This window comes from Sphingomonas hengshuiensis, assembly GCF_000935025.1.
Taxonomy (GTDB): domain Bacteria; phylum Pseudomonadota; class Alphaproteobacteria; order Sphingomonadales; family Sphingomonadaceae; genus Sphingomonas; species Sphingomonas hengshuiensis.
This window is the reverse complement of the sequence record NZ_CP010836.1, coordinates 3,881,813-3,896,533: the sequence shown is the minus strand read 5'-3', so window position 1 is coordinate 3,896,533 and position 14,721 is coordinate 3,881,813. Positions and strand designations below refer to the sequence as shown.

Annotated in this window: 9 protein-coding genes and 1 pseudogene; 9 read left to right on the top strand and 1 reads right to left on the bottom strand. The window is 66.6% G+C overall.

Going from position 1 to position 14,721, the window contains the following annotated elements:
• Positions 1–284: 284 nt before the first annotated feature.
• The 7 genes and pseudogenes from TS85_RS17615 to TS85_RS17585 all read left to right on the top strand — a co-directional run bounded on the left by TS85_RS17615 (position 285) and on the right by TS85_RS17585 (position 8,471).
• Positions 285–1,085 carry a 2-keto-4-pentenoate hydratase gene (locus TS85_RS17615; RefSeq protein ID WP_044333947.1) on the top strand — a complete coding sequence of 267 codons (801 nt, stop codon included), beginning with the start codon at positions 285–287 and terminating at the stop codon, positions 1,083–1,085.
• A 55-nt stretch (positions 1,086–1,140) separates the two neighbouring features.
• Positions 1,141–2,448: pseudogene (locus TS85_RS17610) on the top strand (MFS transporter); the annotation flags it as partial.
• A 244-nt stretch (positions 2,449–2,692) separates the two neighbouring features.
• Complete coding sequence (gene uxaC, locus TS85_RS17605; protein WP_044333945.1) at positions 2,693–4,141, top strand: glucuronate isomerase; 1,449 nt, start codon at positions 2,693–2,695, stop codon at positions 4,139–4,141.
• 21 nt (positions 4,142–4,162) lie between these two features.
• The gene (kduI, locus tag TS85_RS17600) at positions 4,163–5,002 is read left to right on the top strand and encodes a 5-dehydro-4-deoxy-D-glucuronate isomerase (protein WP_044333943.1); all 840 of its coding nucleotides are present in this window, start codon (positions 4,163–4,165) and stop codon (positions 5,000–5,002) included.
• Between the two features lie 154 nt (positions 5,003–5,156).
• A complete protein-coding gene (gene kduD, locus TS85_RS17595) occupies positions 5,157–5,912 on the top strand; it encodes a 2-dehydro-3-deoxy-D-gluconate 5-dehydrogenase KduD (RefSeq protein ID WP_044333941.1) in 756 nt (251 codons plus the stop codon).
• Positions 5,909–6,925, top strand: a complete 1,017-nt coding sequence (locus tag TS85_RS17590) for a sugar kinase (RefSeq protein WP_044333940.1) — start codon at positions 5,909–5,911, stop codon at positions 6,923–6,925. Before kduD ends, TS85_RS17590 begins: the two co-directional genes overlap by 4 nt.
• Complete coding sequence (locus tag TS85_RS17585; RefSeq protein ID WP_044333938.1) at positions 6,912–8,471, top strand: carboxylesterase/lipase family protein; 1,560 nt, start codon at positions 6,912–6,914, stop codon at positions 8,469–8,471. Before TS85_RS17590 ends, TS85_RS17585 begins: the two co-directional genes overlap by 14 nt.
• Positions 8,472–8,594: 123 nt before the next feature.
• Here TS85_RS17585 and TS85_RS17580 read toward each other — a convergent pair whose 3' ends face one another.
• The gene (locus tag TS85_RS17580) at positions 8,595–9,953 is read right to left on the bottom strand and encodes a pectate lyase family protein (RefSeq protein ID WP_044333936.1); all 1,359 of its coding nucleotides are present in this window, start codon (positions 9,951–9,953) and stop codon (positions 8,595–8,597) included.
• 144 nt (positions 9,954–10,097) lie between these two features.
• Between TS85_RS17580 and TS85_RS17575 the strand changes: the two genes are divergently transcribed.
• Together TS85_RS17575 and TS85_RS17570 are read left to right on the top strand one after the other, a co-directional pair.
• Positions 10,098–11,129 (top strand): LacI family DNA-binding transcriptional regulator, encoded by a 1,032-nt coding sequence (locus tag TS85_RS17575; protein WP_044333934.1) that lies wholly within the window; start codon positions 10,098–10,100, stop codon positions 11,127–11,129.
• Positions 11,130–11,412: 283 nt separating this feature from the next.
• A complete protein-coding gene (locus tag TS85_RS17570; protein ID WP_044333932.1) occupies positions 11,413–14,706 on the top strand; it encodes a TonB-dependent receptor domain-containing protein in 3,294 nt (1,097 codons plus the stop codon).
• Positions 14,707–14,721 lie beyond the last annotated feature (15 nt).

Here is a 14,721-nt window from a genome sequence, read left to right as displayed (position 1 = left end):
ATTTGGAGAGGGCGCGCCGTCCGTGCGTCGCGAAAGCGATGTCGGCGGCCCAGATCGCATCCGGCCAGGACGGCGACATGGCTGCCGCGAGGCTCGCTCCAGGATCGCGAAAGACTGAGACAAGGCGGCGCCGCCGCCGACGAGTGAGTGATGGTTCCCAAGAATGCGCAAGCCCATGCCCTGCTTCGATCGCCGCGACCGGTTGTCGCGGGCGATCCGCCGCGCGGCGTTCGTGCGATCCAGATGCCATCCATGACCAGATTTACGAAGGGGAAGGGAAGCCGATGAGCGCCCAGATTGCTGTCGCCGATATTGCCCGGGCATTTGTCCATGCCCGCCGCGCGGGCACCGGCTTGACCGAATATCCGGGTGCGCTGCCCCAGTCGCTCGACGACGCCTATCGCATCCAGGAGCATGCGATCGGGCTGTTCGATGCGCCGATCCTGGGGTGGAAAGTCGGGCGGATCCCCGATCCGCTGGTCGGCACCTATGGCAATAACCGGCTCGCCGGGCCGATCTTCGCGGGAAGCGTCGTCGATACCGCCCCCGGCGACGTCCCCGAAATGCCGGTGTTCGGCGACGGCTTTGCCGCGGCAGAGGCCGAATATCTGCTCCGGATCGGGCATCTGCCCGAGTCGTTCGACCGTGCATGGACGAATGACGAGGTCGCCGGGTTTGTCGACGAGGTCCGCGTGGGCATCGAAGTCGCCAGCTCGCCCTTTGTCGGGATCAACACGCATGGCCCGGCGGTCACCATTTCCGATTTCGGCAACAACAACGGACTGGTCGTCGGCGCGCAAGTGCTTCGGAATGAGGATTTCCTTAGCTGGCCGGTAGCGCTAACAATCGATGGGGCGGTTGCGGGCGAGGGTCTTGCCCGCAACATGCTCGACGGGCCGTTCGGCGCGGTGCGCTTCCTGTTCGAGCTTGCCGCGACGCGGCGGCTTCCGCTGGCGGCGGGCCAGTGGATTTCGACCGGCGCCGTGACGGGCGTCCACGAAGTGCGCCCCGGCGCGCTGGTGGAGGCCCGTTTCGGCGATACGATGCGGGTCCAGTGCCGTATCGTCGGCGGACGGCGGGACTGATCGGGCGAGCGACCGCTGGCGAAGACCCGGAACGAGAAGAGTGAGGGAGAGGCAGATGACGGCATCGAGTGAGGCGATCATCGCCAGTGCGGCGGATCGCATAGGGCGATACCGTTGGATGATCGTGGCGCTGTTGTTCGCCGCGACTGCGATCAACTATATCGATCGCCAGATGATCGGGCTGCTCAAGCCGACGATGATGAGCGATCCCGCGCTCGGCATGGACGAGCGGACCTATGCCGACATCGTCGTGTGGTTCCAGGTCGCCTATGCGGTCGGCTATCTCGGTTTCGGCAAGGTCGTCGATGTGATCGGCGCGCGAATCGGCTATTCGGTTGCGGTGGTGATCTGGACGATCGCGCATGTCGCGCATGGCGGCGCGTACAGCGTCACGCAGTTCGCGATTGCCCGGTTCGGGCTGGGCATTGGCGAATCGGGCAATTTTCCCGCGGGCGTCAAGGCGGTGGCGACATGGTTCCCGCAAAAGGAGCGCGCCTTTGCAGTCGGCGTGTTCAACGCCGGATCGAATGTCGGCGCGATCGCCGCGCCGCTGCTCTGCTTCCTGCTGGTGCCGGCGGTCGGCTGGCGGATGACCTTCATCCTGACCGGCGTGTTCGGGCTGATCTGGCTGGTCGCCTGGCTGGCGATCTATCGCGACAATCCGGCAAGCCATTCGCGCGTGGGTGCGCCGGAACTGGCGCACATCACCCAGGACCCGGCCGATCCCGACATGAAGACCCCGGGGCTGTGGCTGCGCCTGCTCGCGACGCGCGAGACCTGGGCATTCGCGCTCGGCAAGTTCTTCATCGATCCGATCTGGTGGTTCTATCTGTTCTGGCTGCCCGGCTATCTCGGCGCGCAATATGGCCTCGACCTCAAGACCTGGTCGACCCCCACCGCGGCGCTGGCGCTGGGTGCGATCTACCTGATTTCCGATGTCGGCAGCGTCGCCGGCGGCTGGCTGTCGGGGCGGCTGATGAAGGCGGGGATGACGGTCAATCGGGCGCGCAAGCTGACGATGCTGATCTGCGCCTTCTTCGTGCTGCCGGTGGTGTTCGCGACCTCGGTGCCCAGCCTGTGGCTGAGCGTGCTGATCATCGGAATCGCCGCGGCGGCGCATCAGGGGTTTTCGGCGAACCTCTATACGCTGCCGTCGGACACCTTCCCCCGCTTCGCGGTGGGGGCGGTGATCGGGATCGGCGGCACGCTGGGCGCGATCGGGGGCGCGTTGTTCTCGAAATATTCGGGCGACGTGCTCGATCGCGTGGGCAGCTATGCGCCGATGTTCATCGCGGCGGGCGCGGCCTATTTCCTCGCGCTGCTGTCGGTCCATCTGCTGTCGCCGCGGCTGGCGAGAGTCGAGCGCTTCCGCGTGTCGACGCCCTGGGCCGTGATCGTGTCGGTCTTCGCCGGGCTGGTCGGGGTGGTGATCTTCCTCGCCTCGGGCAAAAAGGCGGCGGAGGGGTGCATCCCGGTATGGATGGGCGCAACCTCGCCTTGCTTCGAGCCGGGCAGCTATTATGCGATGCTGCTCGCCTGCGCCGCGGTCGTGGCGCTGGCGATCGTGGCGAACCTCTTCATTCGCACGCAGAAGCAGTGAGACTGTCATGACCAAGCCGCTGAAGCTCGATCCCGACCGCCTGTTTTCCGCCGACGAGCGCACGCGCGCCGTCGCGCGGACGCTGTACCGGGAGGTCGCGGGCCTGCCGATCGTCAGCCCGCATGGCCATACCGACCCGACCTGGTTCTCGACCAACGCCAACTGGTCGAACGCCACCGAATTGCTGCTCGCGCCCGACCATTATCTGTACCGGATGCTCTATTCGCAGGGTGTCGCGCTCGACGATCTGTGCGTGCCGAGCAAGGCGGGCGTGCCCGCCACCGATCCGCGCAAGGCGTGGCGTATCTTTGCCGAGCATATGTACCTGTTCCGCGGCACGCCCTCGTCGATGTGGCTCGGCCATGTCTTTGGCGAAGTGTTCGGGTTCGACGTCGCGCTGGAGAGCAGCACCGCCGATTTCTATTACGACACGATCAACGAAAAGCTCGCGAGCGACGCCTTTCGCCCGCGCGCGCTGTTCGATCGCTTCAACATCGATTTCCTCGCGACGACCGAGGGGCCGCAGGACGATTTGTCGCCGCATCACGCGATCCACGCCTCGGGCTGGCAGGGGCGCGTCGTCACGACCTATCGCCCCGATGCGGTGATCGATGTCGAGCATGAGCAGTTCGCCGGCGCGATGAAGGTCTTCGCCGAGAAGACCGGCGAGGACGTGTATAGCTGGGACGGCTATCTGGCGGCGCACCGCAAGCGCCGCGCCGATTTCCGCGCGGCGGGGGCGACCGCGACCGATCACGGCCACCCGACCGCGCAGACCGCCAACCTGTCGCACGACGAGGCCGAGCGGCTGTTCCGCACGATCCTCTCGGACCGCTGGACCCCGCAGGATGCCGAGCTGTTCCGCGCGCAGATGCTGACCGAGATGGCGGCGATGTCGGCGGACGACGGCATGGTGATGCAGATCCATCCCGGCTCTTTCCGCAACCATAATGGCGGGCTGTTCGCCAGCCATGGCCGCGACAAGGGTGCGGACATTCCGATGCGCACCGACTATGTCCATGCGCTCAAGCCGCTGCTCGACCGGTTCGGGACGAGCACCAGCCTGTCGATCATCCTCTTCACGCTCGACGAGACCGTCTATGCGCGCGAGCTGGCGCCGCTGGCGGGGCATTATCCGTGCCTCAAGCTCGGCCCGAGCTGGTGGTTCCACGACAGCCCGGAGGGGATGCGCCGCTTCCGCGAGCAGGTGACCGAGACCGCCGGCTTCTACAACACCGTCGGCTTCAACGACGATACCCGCGCCTTCCTGTCGATCCCCGCGCGGCACGATGTCGCGCGGCGCATCGACTGCGATTTCCTCGCGCGGCTCGTCACCGATGGGCGGCTGCTCGACTGGGAAGCCGCCGAGCTAGCCTATGAGCTGACCAATGGACTCGTGAAGCGCGCCTATAAGCTCGATACCCCGGCGCCGACCCCCGTCGCCGCCGCTGCCTGACTCAAATCCACGGAGCCTGTGATGTTCGATCGGACCTATTACGCCACCCACCCCGACATGATGGAGTGCGTCTCGAACGAGGAACTGCGCGATCGCTATCTGATCGACGGGCTGTTCCGTGAGGGCGAGTGCGCGCTCAACTATACCCATGCCGATCGCTTCGTGATCGGCGGGGTTGCGGTGGGTGCCGCGCCGGTCAAGCTGCCCGACCAGACCGAGCCGGCATCGGCTGCGGGCCACCCGTTCCTCGAGCGCCGCGAGCTGGCGGTGGTCAATGTGAGCAGCGTCGAAGGCGTCGTGACCGTCGATGGCGAGGCCTTCACGCTGGGCAACAAGGATTGCCTGTACGTGACGATGGGCGCGAAGGACGTGCAGTTTTCGGGTGCCGGCGCGCGTTTCTATCTGGCGTCGTGCCCTGCGCACAAGGCGTTCACCACGCGCGTGATCTCGGTCGCCGACGCCACCACGCTGGAGCGCGGCAGCCTGGAGGAATCGAACGAGCGGACCATCTATCAGATGGTCATCCCGGGCATCTGCGACAGCGCGCAGCTGGTGATGGGGCTGACCGTGCTCAAGCCGGGCAGCGTGTGGAACACCATGCCCCCGCACATCCATGAGCGTCGCAGCGAAATCTACTTCTACTTCGAGCTCGACGGCCCGAACGACCGCGTCTTCCACTACATGGGCGAAGGCGAGGCGATGCGCCATATCGTGATGGGCAATGAGGAAGCGGTGATCAGCCCGCCCTGGTCGATCCACATGGGCTCGGGGACCAAGGCCTATGCGTTCATCTGGGCGATGGCGGGCGAGAACCAGGATTATACCGACATGAACGTGCTGGATATTTGCCAGCTGGCGTAAGGTCGTAAGGCAGACTGCCGCTCGCCTTCTGCGCTCCCCTTCCGCTTGCGGGAGGGGCAGGGGGAGGGGCAGTACCGCACCAATGGTTTCAGGCCCTCCCCCGACCCCTCCCGCAAGCGGAAGGGGAGCGCGCGGGGAGAGCGCGGGAGAAGTTATGCAGAATCCCTTCGATCTCACGGGCCGCGTCGCGGTCGTCACCGGCGCCAATACCGGCATCGGCCAGGGCATCGCGCTGGCGCTGGCCGCGGCGGGCGCCGATATCGCCGCAGTGGGCCGCTCGCCCGCGCAGGAGACCGTGGAGAAGGCGCGCGCGCTGGGCCGCCGCGCGGAGATCATCTCCGCCGATCTGTCGACCATCGAGCCTGTGGACAGAATCGTGGACGAAGCTGTGGAAAAGCTCGGCGGGCTCGACATCCTGGTCAACAATGCCGGCATCATCCGCCGCAACGACAGCCTCGACTTTACCGAGGAGGATTGGGACGCGGTGGTCGATACCAACCTCAAATCGGTGTTCTTCCTGTGCCAGGCCGCGGCGCGGAAGATGATCCCGCAAGGGCGCGGCAAGATCATCAACATCGCGTCGATGCTGACCTTCCAGGGCGGCATCCGCGTGCCCAGCTATACCGCGTCCAAATCGGGGATCGGCGGGATCACCAAGCTGCTCGCGAACGAATGGGCGGCCAAGGGGATCAACGTCAACGCGATCGCCCCCGGCTATATCGCCACCAACAACACCGCCGCGCTCCAGGCCGACGCGGCGCGGAACCGCTCGATCCTCGAACGCATCCCCGCCGCGCGCTGGGGCTCGCCCGACGATATGGGCGGGGCGGCGGTGTTCCTCGCATCCTCGGCGTCGGACTATGTCCAGGGCCATATCCTCGCGGTCGATGGCGGGTGGCTGGCACGATGAGCGATAGCCGCCCGATCGCGTTCTTCGGCGAAGTCATGCTGCGCCTCTCGCCGCCGGGGCGCGAGCTGCTGCTCCAGACCAATGCGCTCCAGATCCATGTCGGCGGGGCGGAGGCGAATGTCGCGACGGGGCTCGCGTGCCTCGGCCATGCCGCGCGGATGGTGAGCGCGGTGGCCGACAACCAGCTTGGCCATGCCGTGATCCGCGAGCTGCGCGGGCGCGGGGTGGACACCTCGACGATCGCCGCCGAGCCGGGGCGGCTGGGGCTCTATTTCCTCCAGCCAGGCGCGGGGCTGCGCGCGTCCGAAGTCGTCTATGACCGCGCGCATTCGGTGTTCGCCGATCGCCCCGCAGCGGCATGGGATTGGGACAAGGCGCTCGACGGCTGCCAGCGACTCCATCTCTCCGGCATCACCCCGGCGATCGGCCCCAACAGCGCCGATGCGGCCATCGCCGCTGCCGAGGCGGCGGGCGCGCGGGGCATTCCGGTGTCGTTCGACGGCAATTACCGCGCGCGGCTGTGGGAGGCGTGGGACAGCGATCCGCGCACCGTGCTGACGCAGTTGATCGGCCATGCCGATGTCCTGTTCGGCAACCATCGCGACATCTCGTTGCTGCTCGGCACGCATTTTTCGGGCGACGGCGCCGATCGGCGGCGCGAGGCGGCGGAGGCGGCGTTCGCGGCCTTCCCCAAGCTCCAGCTCATCGCTTCGACTGCGCGCCATGTCGATGACGCCGACAGCCACCGCATCGCCGCGCGCGTCGATACCCGCGCCGAGGGCTATCAGACCCCCGAGCTGCTGGTGGCGGGCATCGTCGACCGGCTGGGCGCGGGCGATGCCTTTGCGACGGGCGTGCTCCACGGGCTGCTGGAGGGCGGCGACGCGCAGGCGACGGCGCAGGCGGGGCTGGCGATGACCGCGCTCAAGCATTCGCTGCCGGGTGACGCCAGCCTGTTCACGCGTGCCGATCTGGCGGCCTTTACCGAGGGCGGGATGGATGTCCGGCGGTGAGATCGACCGCCGTACGCTGATCGGCGCAGGCGCCGCGCTGCTGGTAGCGGGCGGCGCACGCGCTGCGACGGCGGAAACGGTGCGCGCGCCCGATGGCGACTATGCCGGCGACAGCGACGGCGCGATCCGGCGTTTCCGCGGCATCCGTTACGCCCGCGCGGAACGTTTTCGCGCGCCCGTTCCGGTCTCCGCGCCGGGCGAGCGCATGGAGGCGCGCGGCTTTGGACCGGTCGCCCCGCAAAAGGGCAAGTACGCGCCCCAGTCCGAGGATTGCCTGTTCCTCAACGTCTGGACCCCCGGCGCCGACGCGCGCGCGCGGCGTCCGGTGATGCTCTATATCCATGGCGGCGCCTATTCGAACGGCAGCGTCACCGATCCGCTGAACGACGGCGCGACGCTGGCCGCGCGCGAGGATGTCGTGGTGGTGACGGTCAACCACCGGCTCAACGCGCTCGGCTATCTCTATCTGGCGCGGCTGGACCCGCGCTTTGCCGATAGCGGCAATCTGGGCCAGCTCGACCTCATCCTCGCGCTGCAATGGGTCCGGCGCAACATCGCGGCGTTCGGCGGCGACCCCGATCGCGTGATGGTGTTCGGCCAGTCGGGCGGTGGCGCCAAGATCGCGACGCTGATGGGCATGCCCGCTGCGCAGGGGCTGTTCCATTCCGCCGCGACGATGAGCGGCCAGCAGGTCACGGCATCGGGACCGCAGAATGCGACGCTGCGCACCCGCGCCTATCTGGCGAAGCTGGGGGTCAGCGAGACTAACCTCGCCCCGCTGCTGGAATTGCCGGTCGAGCGGCTGGTCGAGGCGCTGTCGGCGACCGATCCGGTGCTGGGCGGCGGCGTCTATTTCGGGCCGGTGCTCGACATGAAATGGCTCGTGCGCCACCCGTTCTGGCCCGATCCCAACCCGCAATCCAACGCGATCCCGATGATCCTGGGCAACACCCGCGACGAGACGCGGGCGTTCGTGTCCCCCGATTCGGCACGCGTGAAGGCACTGACCTGGGACAATCTCGCCGCCGAGATCGCCCCCGACATGCGCGTCGACATCCTTCCCGAATGGGTCGTCGCGCAATATCGCGCGCAGTTTCCGAACGATGCGCCCGCCGACATCTTCTACCGCGCGACCACCGCCGGGCGGAGCTGGCGCGGCCAGGTGATTGAGGCCGATGCCCGCGCAGCGGCGGGGGCGAACGCCACCTGGGTCTATCAAGTCGATTTCCAGTCCCCGACCCAGCCCAATCGCGGCGCCCCGCACACGATGGACATCGCGCTGGCGTTCGGCACGCTGGCGGCGGAGGGATCGTTCACCGGCACCGGGCCGGATGCCCAGCGGCTGAGCGGGCAAATGATGGCGGCGTTTGCGGCGCTGGCGCGGACCGGCAGGCCGGTGGCGAAGGGCGTGCCCGAATGGCCCGCCTATCGGCTGCCCGATCGCGCGACGATGGTGTTCGACGCCGCCAGCCGCGCAGTGAATGATCCGCGCAAATGGGAACGCGAGCTGTTCGCGAGGGTGCCGTATATCCAGCCGGGGAGTTAGCCCCCCGTTTCCGTCGCCCCGGCCTTGAGCCGGGGTCCCGCTGGCTCTGTCAACCTTCGCAAAGAAGTCAGCGGGGTCCCGGCTCAAGGCCGGGATGACGAAGGCGAGAAAGCCAGCGCCGCCCTACTGCTTCCCCACACCGCGCATCGCGGCGTCGCGGTCGCTCAGATGCTCCTGCACCGGCCCGGCCTGCCCCGGATAGCGCCCCGATTTGGGCTCCATCGTCGCCAGGTCCCAATCGGCCTCGACGAACTTCGCCTTGGTCGGCTTGAACGAGGGGTACGCGCTCACTTCATTCTCGTCGTCGATGATGTCGCCGCGCCCTTCCGCGACGAAGAACAGCACGCGGATATCGTCGGCGTCGCGGTCCCACGGGCGGGCGCCGGCGGTGGCGAGGACGTTCGTCTCGACCGCAGCCGAGGGCAGGATGTCCATCCCCGCGATCGATGCCAGCGGCTTGGGGGCTTCGATCAGCCGCGCCCTGGTCTCGCCATAGCGCCCGAACATCGGCAGCTTCTCGCCATGCCGGTCCACCGCGCGATTGTCGCGGCCATAATAGGCCAGGTCGCCGTCGCCGCCCAGCATCAGGAACGACAGCCCCGGATCGGTATCGTTGCCGCCGCGCAGGACATTGCCGATCGCAGTGATCTCGCCGGTGACATAGGGATGATCGGCCCATTCGAGCGCCATCAGATTATAATGCACCGCCCGGTGCCCGGGATTATAAATCAGGTTGTTGACCATCAACACCTGCGCCCCGCCCTTCACCAGCGGGTGCCGCTCGACATTATGCGCCCAGATATTGCGATAAAAAACGATGCCGGTGGTGTTGTCATGCACCAGCGACCCCTTCGAATGCTCGCCCTTGGGGTGGCTGGCATTGGCGAGCCCCTCGGCGGCGAGGTTGTTCGAGAAGGTGATGTTGTAGCTGGTACCCTTGCGCCATTCCTCGACGCTGTTGCCGGTGAAGCGCGGGCCTGATGCGGACATGTTCTCGTCGACTGCCCAACTGAAGCTGTTGTGGTCGAGGATCACGTCATGCGCGGCGACGGTGGAGAAGGCGTCGGCCTCCCACCCGCTGCGCTTGGGCTGGCCGTCGGCGCCGGTGCGGATGCGGATGTGGCGCATGATCACGTCGTGCGTCTTCAGGTCGATCCCGCCGCGAATGATCGTGATCCCGGGCGAGGGCGCGGTCTGTCCCGCGATCGTCAGATAGGGCTCGGTGATCTCCAGCACCGACCGGCGCAGGTCGATCACCCCGCCGACTTCGAACACGACGATGCGCGGCCCCTTGGTCTCCAGCGCCGCCTTGAGCGAGCCGGGGCCGTCCGAGTCAAGGTTGGTGACGCGTACGATCTGGCCGCCGCGTCCGCCCATCGTCTGCGCGGCGGGGCCGACGGCGCCGGGAAAGGCATTCTGCGCGGCTGCGGGGAGCGCCGCAGTGCAGGCCAGGATCAGGGCGAAGGAGTATCCAAGCTTCATGACATGCCTCTCACGGGGTGAAATGCCGGTTATGCTACCGGTTACCGCGGGTATTTTTAGCGGGATGCCAGAAGGATGCAAGGTCGCACGCCGCTGTCCCCAAGGACAGTATCACTTTGGCTCGCGAGCCACTATGCTCGCAGGATGCAGCGCCAGGGCAAGCCCACGATCAACGATGTCGCCCGCCTCGCCGGCGTGTCCAAAAAGACCGTCAGCCGGGTGATCAACCGATCGCCGCTGCTCAACGCCGATACCCGCGCCAAGGTCGAGGCGGTGATCGCCGACCTCGGCTATGTCCCCAATGTCCAGGCGCGCGCGCTGGCATTGCGGCGCAATTTCCTGCTCGGGCTGATCCACGACAACCCCAATGCCCAGATGGTGATGAACGTCCAGGCGGGCATATTGGAGGCGATCCGCGATACCGAATTCGAACTGATCGTCCGCCCGGTCGATCGCGGTTCGTCGACGATGCTCGCGGATGTCCGCAATTTCCTCGAGCGCCAGCGGCTCTACGGCGTGCTGATCCTGCCGCCGGTGTCCGAGAATGAGATGATCGCGCAATTGTGCCAGGAAGTCGGCTGTCGCTATGTACGGATGGGGTCGACCGCGCTCGACACGCCTGAGCACACCGTCGCTTCGAACGATTGCGACGTGGTGGTGCAGGCGGTCAACCACCTGATCGCGCTGGGGCATCGCCGCATCGGGCTGATCGCCGGGCCGCATGGGTTTCGCTCCGCGCGCGAGCGGCGCAAGGGGTTCGAACAGGCGCTGGCGGAGGCCGGCATCCGCCTGCCGCGCAGCCTGATCGCCGATGGCAATTACACGTTCGAAAGCGGGCTGGCCGCCGCCGACCGGCTGCTCGACTTGTCGCCGCGCCCCACGGCGATCTTCGCATCGAATGACGAGATGGCGGCGGCGACGCTTCATGCCGCGCGGCGCCGGGGGATGACCGTGCCCGACGACCTGTCGATCATCGGGTTCGACGATACTGCGATCGCGTCGCATATCTGGCCGCCGCTGACCACGGTGCATTGGCCGATCATCTCGATGGGGCGCTCGGCGGCGCTCAAGCTGCTCGCGGATTTCTTCGGCGACGGGCATGCGGTTGAAGAACCGTCCTTATTCCATTCGACACTGATTCACCGCGCCTCGGTCGCCGCGCCGCGCGCGGAGTGAGACCCCCGGCGGGGGCGGTGTGGCAGGATTGCACCACCGCCAACGGCTTCCTTCGACCGTAAATGACACCGGTTGACTAACTTCGCAGATTGCGGAAACATTGTGGCAACCAAGCGGTAAACGCGGGTGCCGAGCGGACGAAGAGCCGCGGGCGAAGGGGAAAGGATGGCCTTTAAAGGGGGTGCCGCTCTGTGCGTGCACGCTCCGGAAAGCGGTTACCGCCCTCTCTCCCAGGTGCCGTGCCGGCTTGGCCCGAACTTTGGGCTGGGGAGGATTTTTTCCGATGTTTCATACGGTTTCTTCGACGGGGCGCGCCGCGGCGCGTCGTTCCGCCGCCGGTCGCGGGCTGCGCGCAACGTCGGCGCTGGGCGTGCTGGGGATCGCGCTGCTGACCGCGTCGGTCGCGCAGGCGCAGGCCCAGACCGACGCCGACTCGGCGCAGGAAGCAGCGGCGACCGACGAGATCGTGGTCACCGGCTTCCGCGCCTCGCTGCAAAATGCGCTCAACATCAAGCGCAATTCGAACCAGATCGTCGACGCGATCACCGCCGAGGACATTGCCGATTTCCCCGACGCCAACCTGGCCGAATCGATCCAGCGCCTGCCGGGCATCTCGATCGATCGCGACAATGGCGAGGGGCGGACGATCACCGTGCGCGGGCTGGGCGGCGATTTCCAGTCGGTGCGGCTGAACGGCGCAGACGCGCTGAACATCGCCGGCGGCAACAATTCGGATTCGGGCGCCAACCGTTCGCGCGGGTTCGATTTCAACACCTTCGCGTCCGAACTGTTCGGCGGGGTCAAGATCACCAAGACCACCGCGGCGGAGAATGACGAGGGCTCGCTGGGCGCGATCATCGACCTCACCACCGGGCGCCCGCTCAGCTACAAGACCAATCGCTTCGCGCTGGGCGCCGAGGGCGAATATCGCGAGAATGGCAAGACCTGGAACCCGCGCGTCACCGGGCTCGCCTCGGTCCGCGTGACCGACACTTTCGGCATCCTCGTCTCTGGCGCGTACCAGAAGCAGGAGCAGCAGATCGACGCCTATCGCCGCAACATCGGCTCGTTCGACTATACCTATCGCAACTCGCAGCTGAACGGCGTCACGCCGGTCACCTATGGCTTTGCGCGCCCCGGCGGCACCGGCGCCACCTTCGGATCGGACCCCGCGGCTTATTCGCTGGTGAAGCCGACCACGATCATCCCGGCGCTGCCCTCGATCGGGCGGCAGAAGCTCGAATATGAGCGGCTGGGCTTCACCGCGACCGCGCAGTGGCGCCCGACCGACCGGACCGAGATCACCATCGACGGCGTCTATTCGAAATATGACCAATATAGCGAGACCGCCGCGATCACCACGATCGGGCTGAACCGCAACGGCACCAACACGCGGGCGGCACAGACCGGCAGCGCAGGACTGCGCGCGGTCGGTACGACCAACGGCAATGCCGATCGCGTCGCGCTCTATCCAAACTGCGTCCCCAGCGCGATCGTCGATTGCGACGGCACGCTGACCGGAGACGTCATCCTGCCGGGCTATCTCAACAGTCGGAACCCGAACAACCTCAATCCGTTCGATTATTACAACAACGCCGCGTCGCCCGGCTATGTCGCGACCGCGAACCAGACCGGCTATTACACCGAGCTGATCGGGCGCCCGAACACCGTGATCCGCGGCGCGCATGTCAACGCCGCGGGCCAGGCCGATTATCTCGCGCTCGACCGGGTCGACTGGCGCAGTTCGACCGATTCGCAGGATGGATCGACGACCTTCAAACAGGCGACGATCAACCTGACGCAGGAAATCGGCGACCGGATCAAGATCGACGCCACCGCCGGCTGGTCCAAGTCCGAGTTCAGTGCGGTGGGGCTGCTCGCCGAGTTCAACGCGATCGACAAGAACGGCTATGTCTTCGACGAGCGCGGCGGCGGCAAGATGCCGGTATTCACCCCCGGCTTCGACGTCGCCAATGCGAGCAACTGGTCGCTGGTAAAGGGGCTGTCGACGATCCGCTATTTCACCAACAGCGTCAGCAACGAGTTCCGCGTCGGCCGGCTCAATTTCGCCTATGAGGCGACCGACGGCATGACGCTGCGGGCCGGCGGCACGTACAAGAAGTTCGACTATTCGGGCGACCAGGGCCGCCGCAACCAGGCGATCGAGGCTATCAACCCGACGCTGGCCGAGGCAAAGCTGTCGATCACCGACCTGGGCCAGACCGTCGGTTTCGGCCAGGGGCTCAATGTCACCGCGGGCACGCCGACCAGCTTCTACGCCCCCGACCTCGACAAGTTCGTCAACCAGTTCGGCATCGACTGCAACTGCGTCAACAAATGGGGCGATTTCCGCGCAGTGGTCGATGGCCGGCAGCGCGCGGCGGTTTCGGAACGCGACCTGTCGGGCTTTTTCCAGGTCGATTACGACATGACCCTGCTCGGTGGCCCGCTGCGCGGCAATGTCGGGCTGCGCGTCGCCAATACGCGCGTGGCGGGTTCGGGCAATGTCGGCGGCGCGGACGGCGTCGCGGGCGTGCCCGTGACCGCCAACAACGAATATTGGGACTGGCTGCCGTCGATGAACGCCAATTGGGAGTTTGCCGAGGGCGCCATCCTGCGCTTCGCCGCCGCCGAGGTGATTTCGCGGCCTCAGCTCGCCAGCCTGACGCCTGGCACCACGTCCTTCTCCAGCGGGCTCGCCACCAACGGCTCGGCGCCGACGGTGACGGTGGGCAATCCCTATCTCAACCCGTTCCGCGCGACCAATTACGACGTCAGCATCGAAAAATACTTCCGCAACAACGGGCTGATCGGGCTGACGCTGTTCCAGAAGGATCTGGGCAGCTTCCCGCAGCAGATCGCGGGCGAGGCGCCACTGTCGAGCGTGTTCGAGCCGGCAATCTACCAGCAGATCGTCGCATCGATGACCAGCCCGACGCTCCAGGCCTATACGCTGGCCGGCGGCACCTGGGGCATCCGCCAGTTCCAGGACGCGCCGGGGGGCACGATCAAGGGATTCGAAGTCAATCTGCAGAGCGACTTCTTCTTCCTGCCCGCGCCGTTCAACCGGTTCGGCGTCACCGCCAACTATACGCATATCGATTCGAAGCTGAGCTATCTGACGGGCACGGTGCTTGCCACGGCGCAGACCGGGACGGCGTCGACCGCGGCGAACAGCTATGCCGAGGGGCCGTTCCTCAACACCTCGCCCGATGCATTCAACGCGACGCTCTATTATGAGGACAAGCTGTTCTCCGCCCGCGTCTCGGGCTCGTTCCGGAAACGCTATGTCAACCGCTTCCCGCTCGCCAGCGGGACGTGCAGCGTGGGTACGACGACCAATGCCGGTGCGGCGTGCAACTCGCCCGTGATCGGCGATTTCGGCTATAACGAGGACACGCTCAACATCGACTTCGCGCTGGCGCTGAGCCTCACCGACTTCGCCAAGCTGTCGCTCGAGGGGCGCAACATGACCAATAACCCGCAATATCGCACGATGTATGCGGCGAACCCGGTGTCGCAAACCTATGCGAGCACCGGGCGGATCATCACCGGCGGGCTGCGGCTGGTGTTCTGACGCGGCGGCGGGGGG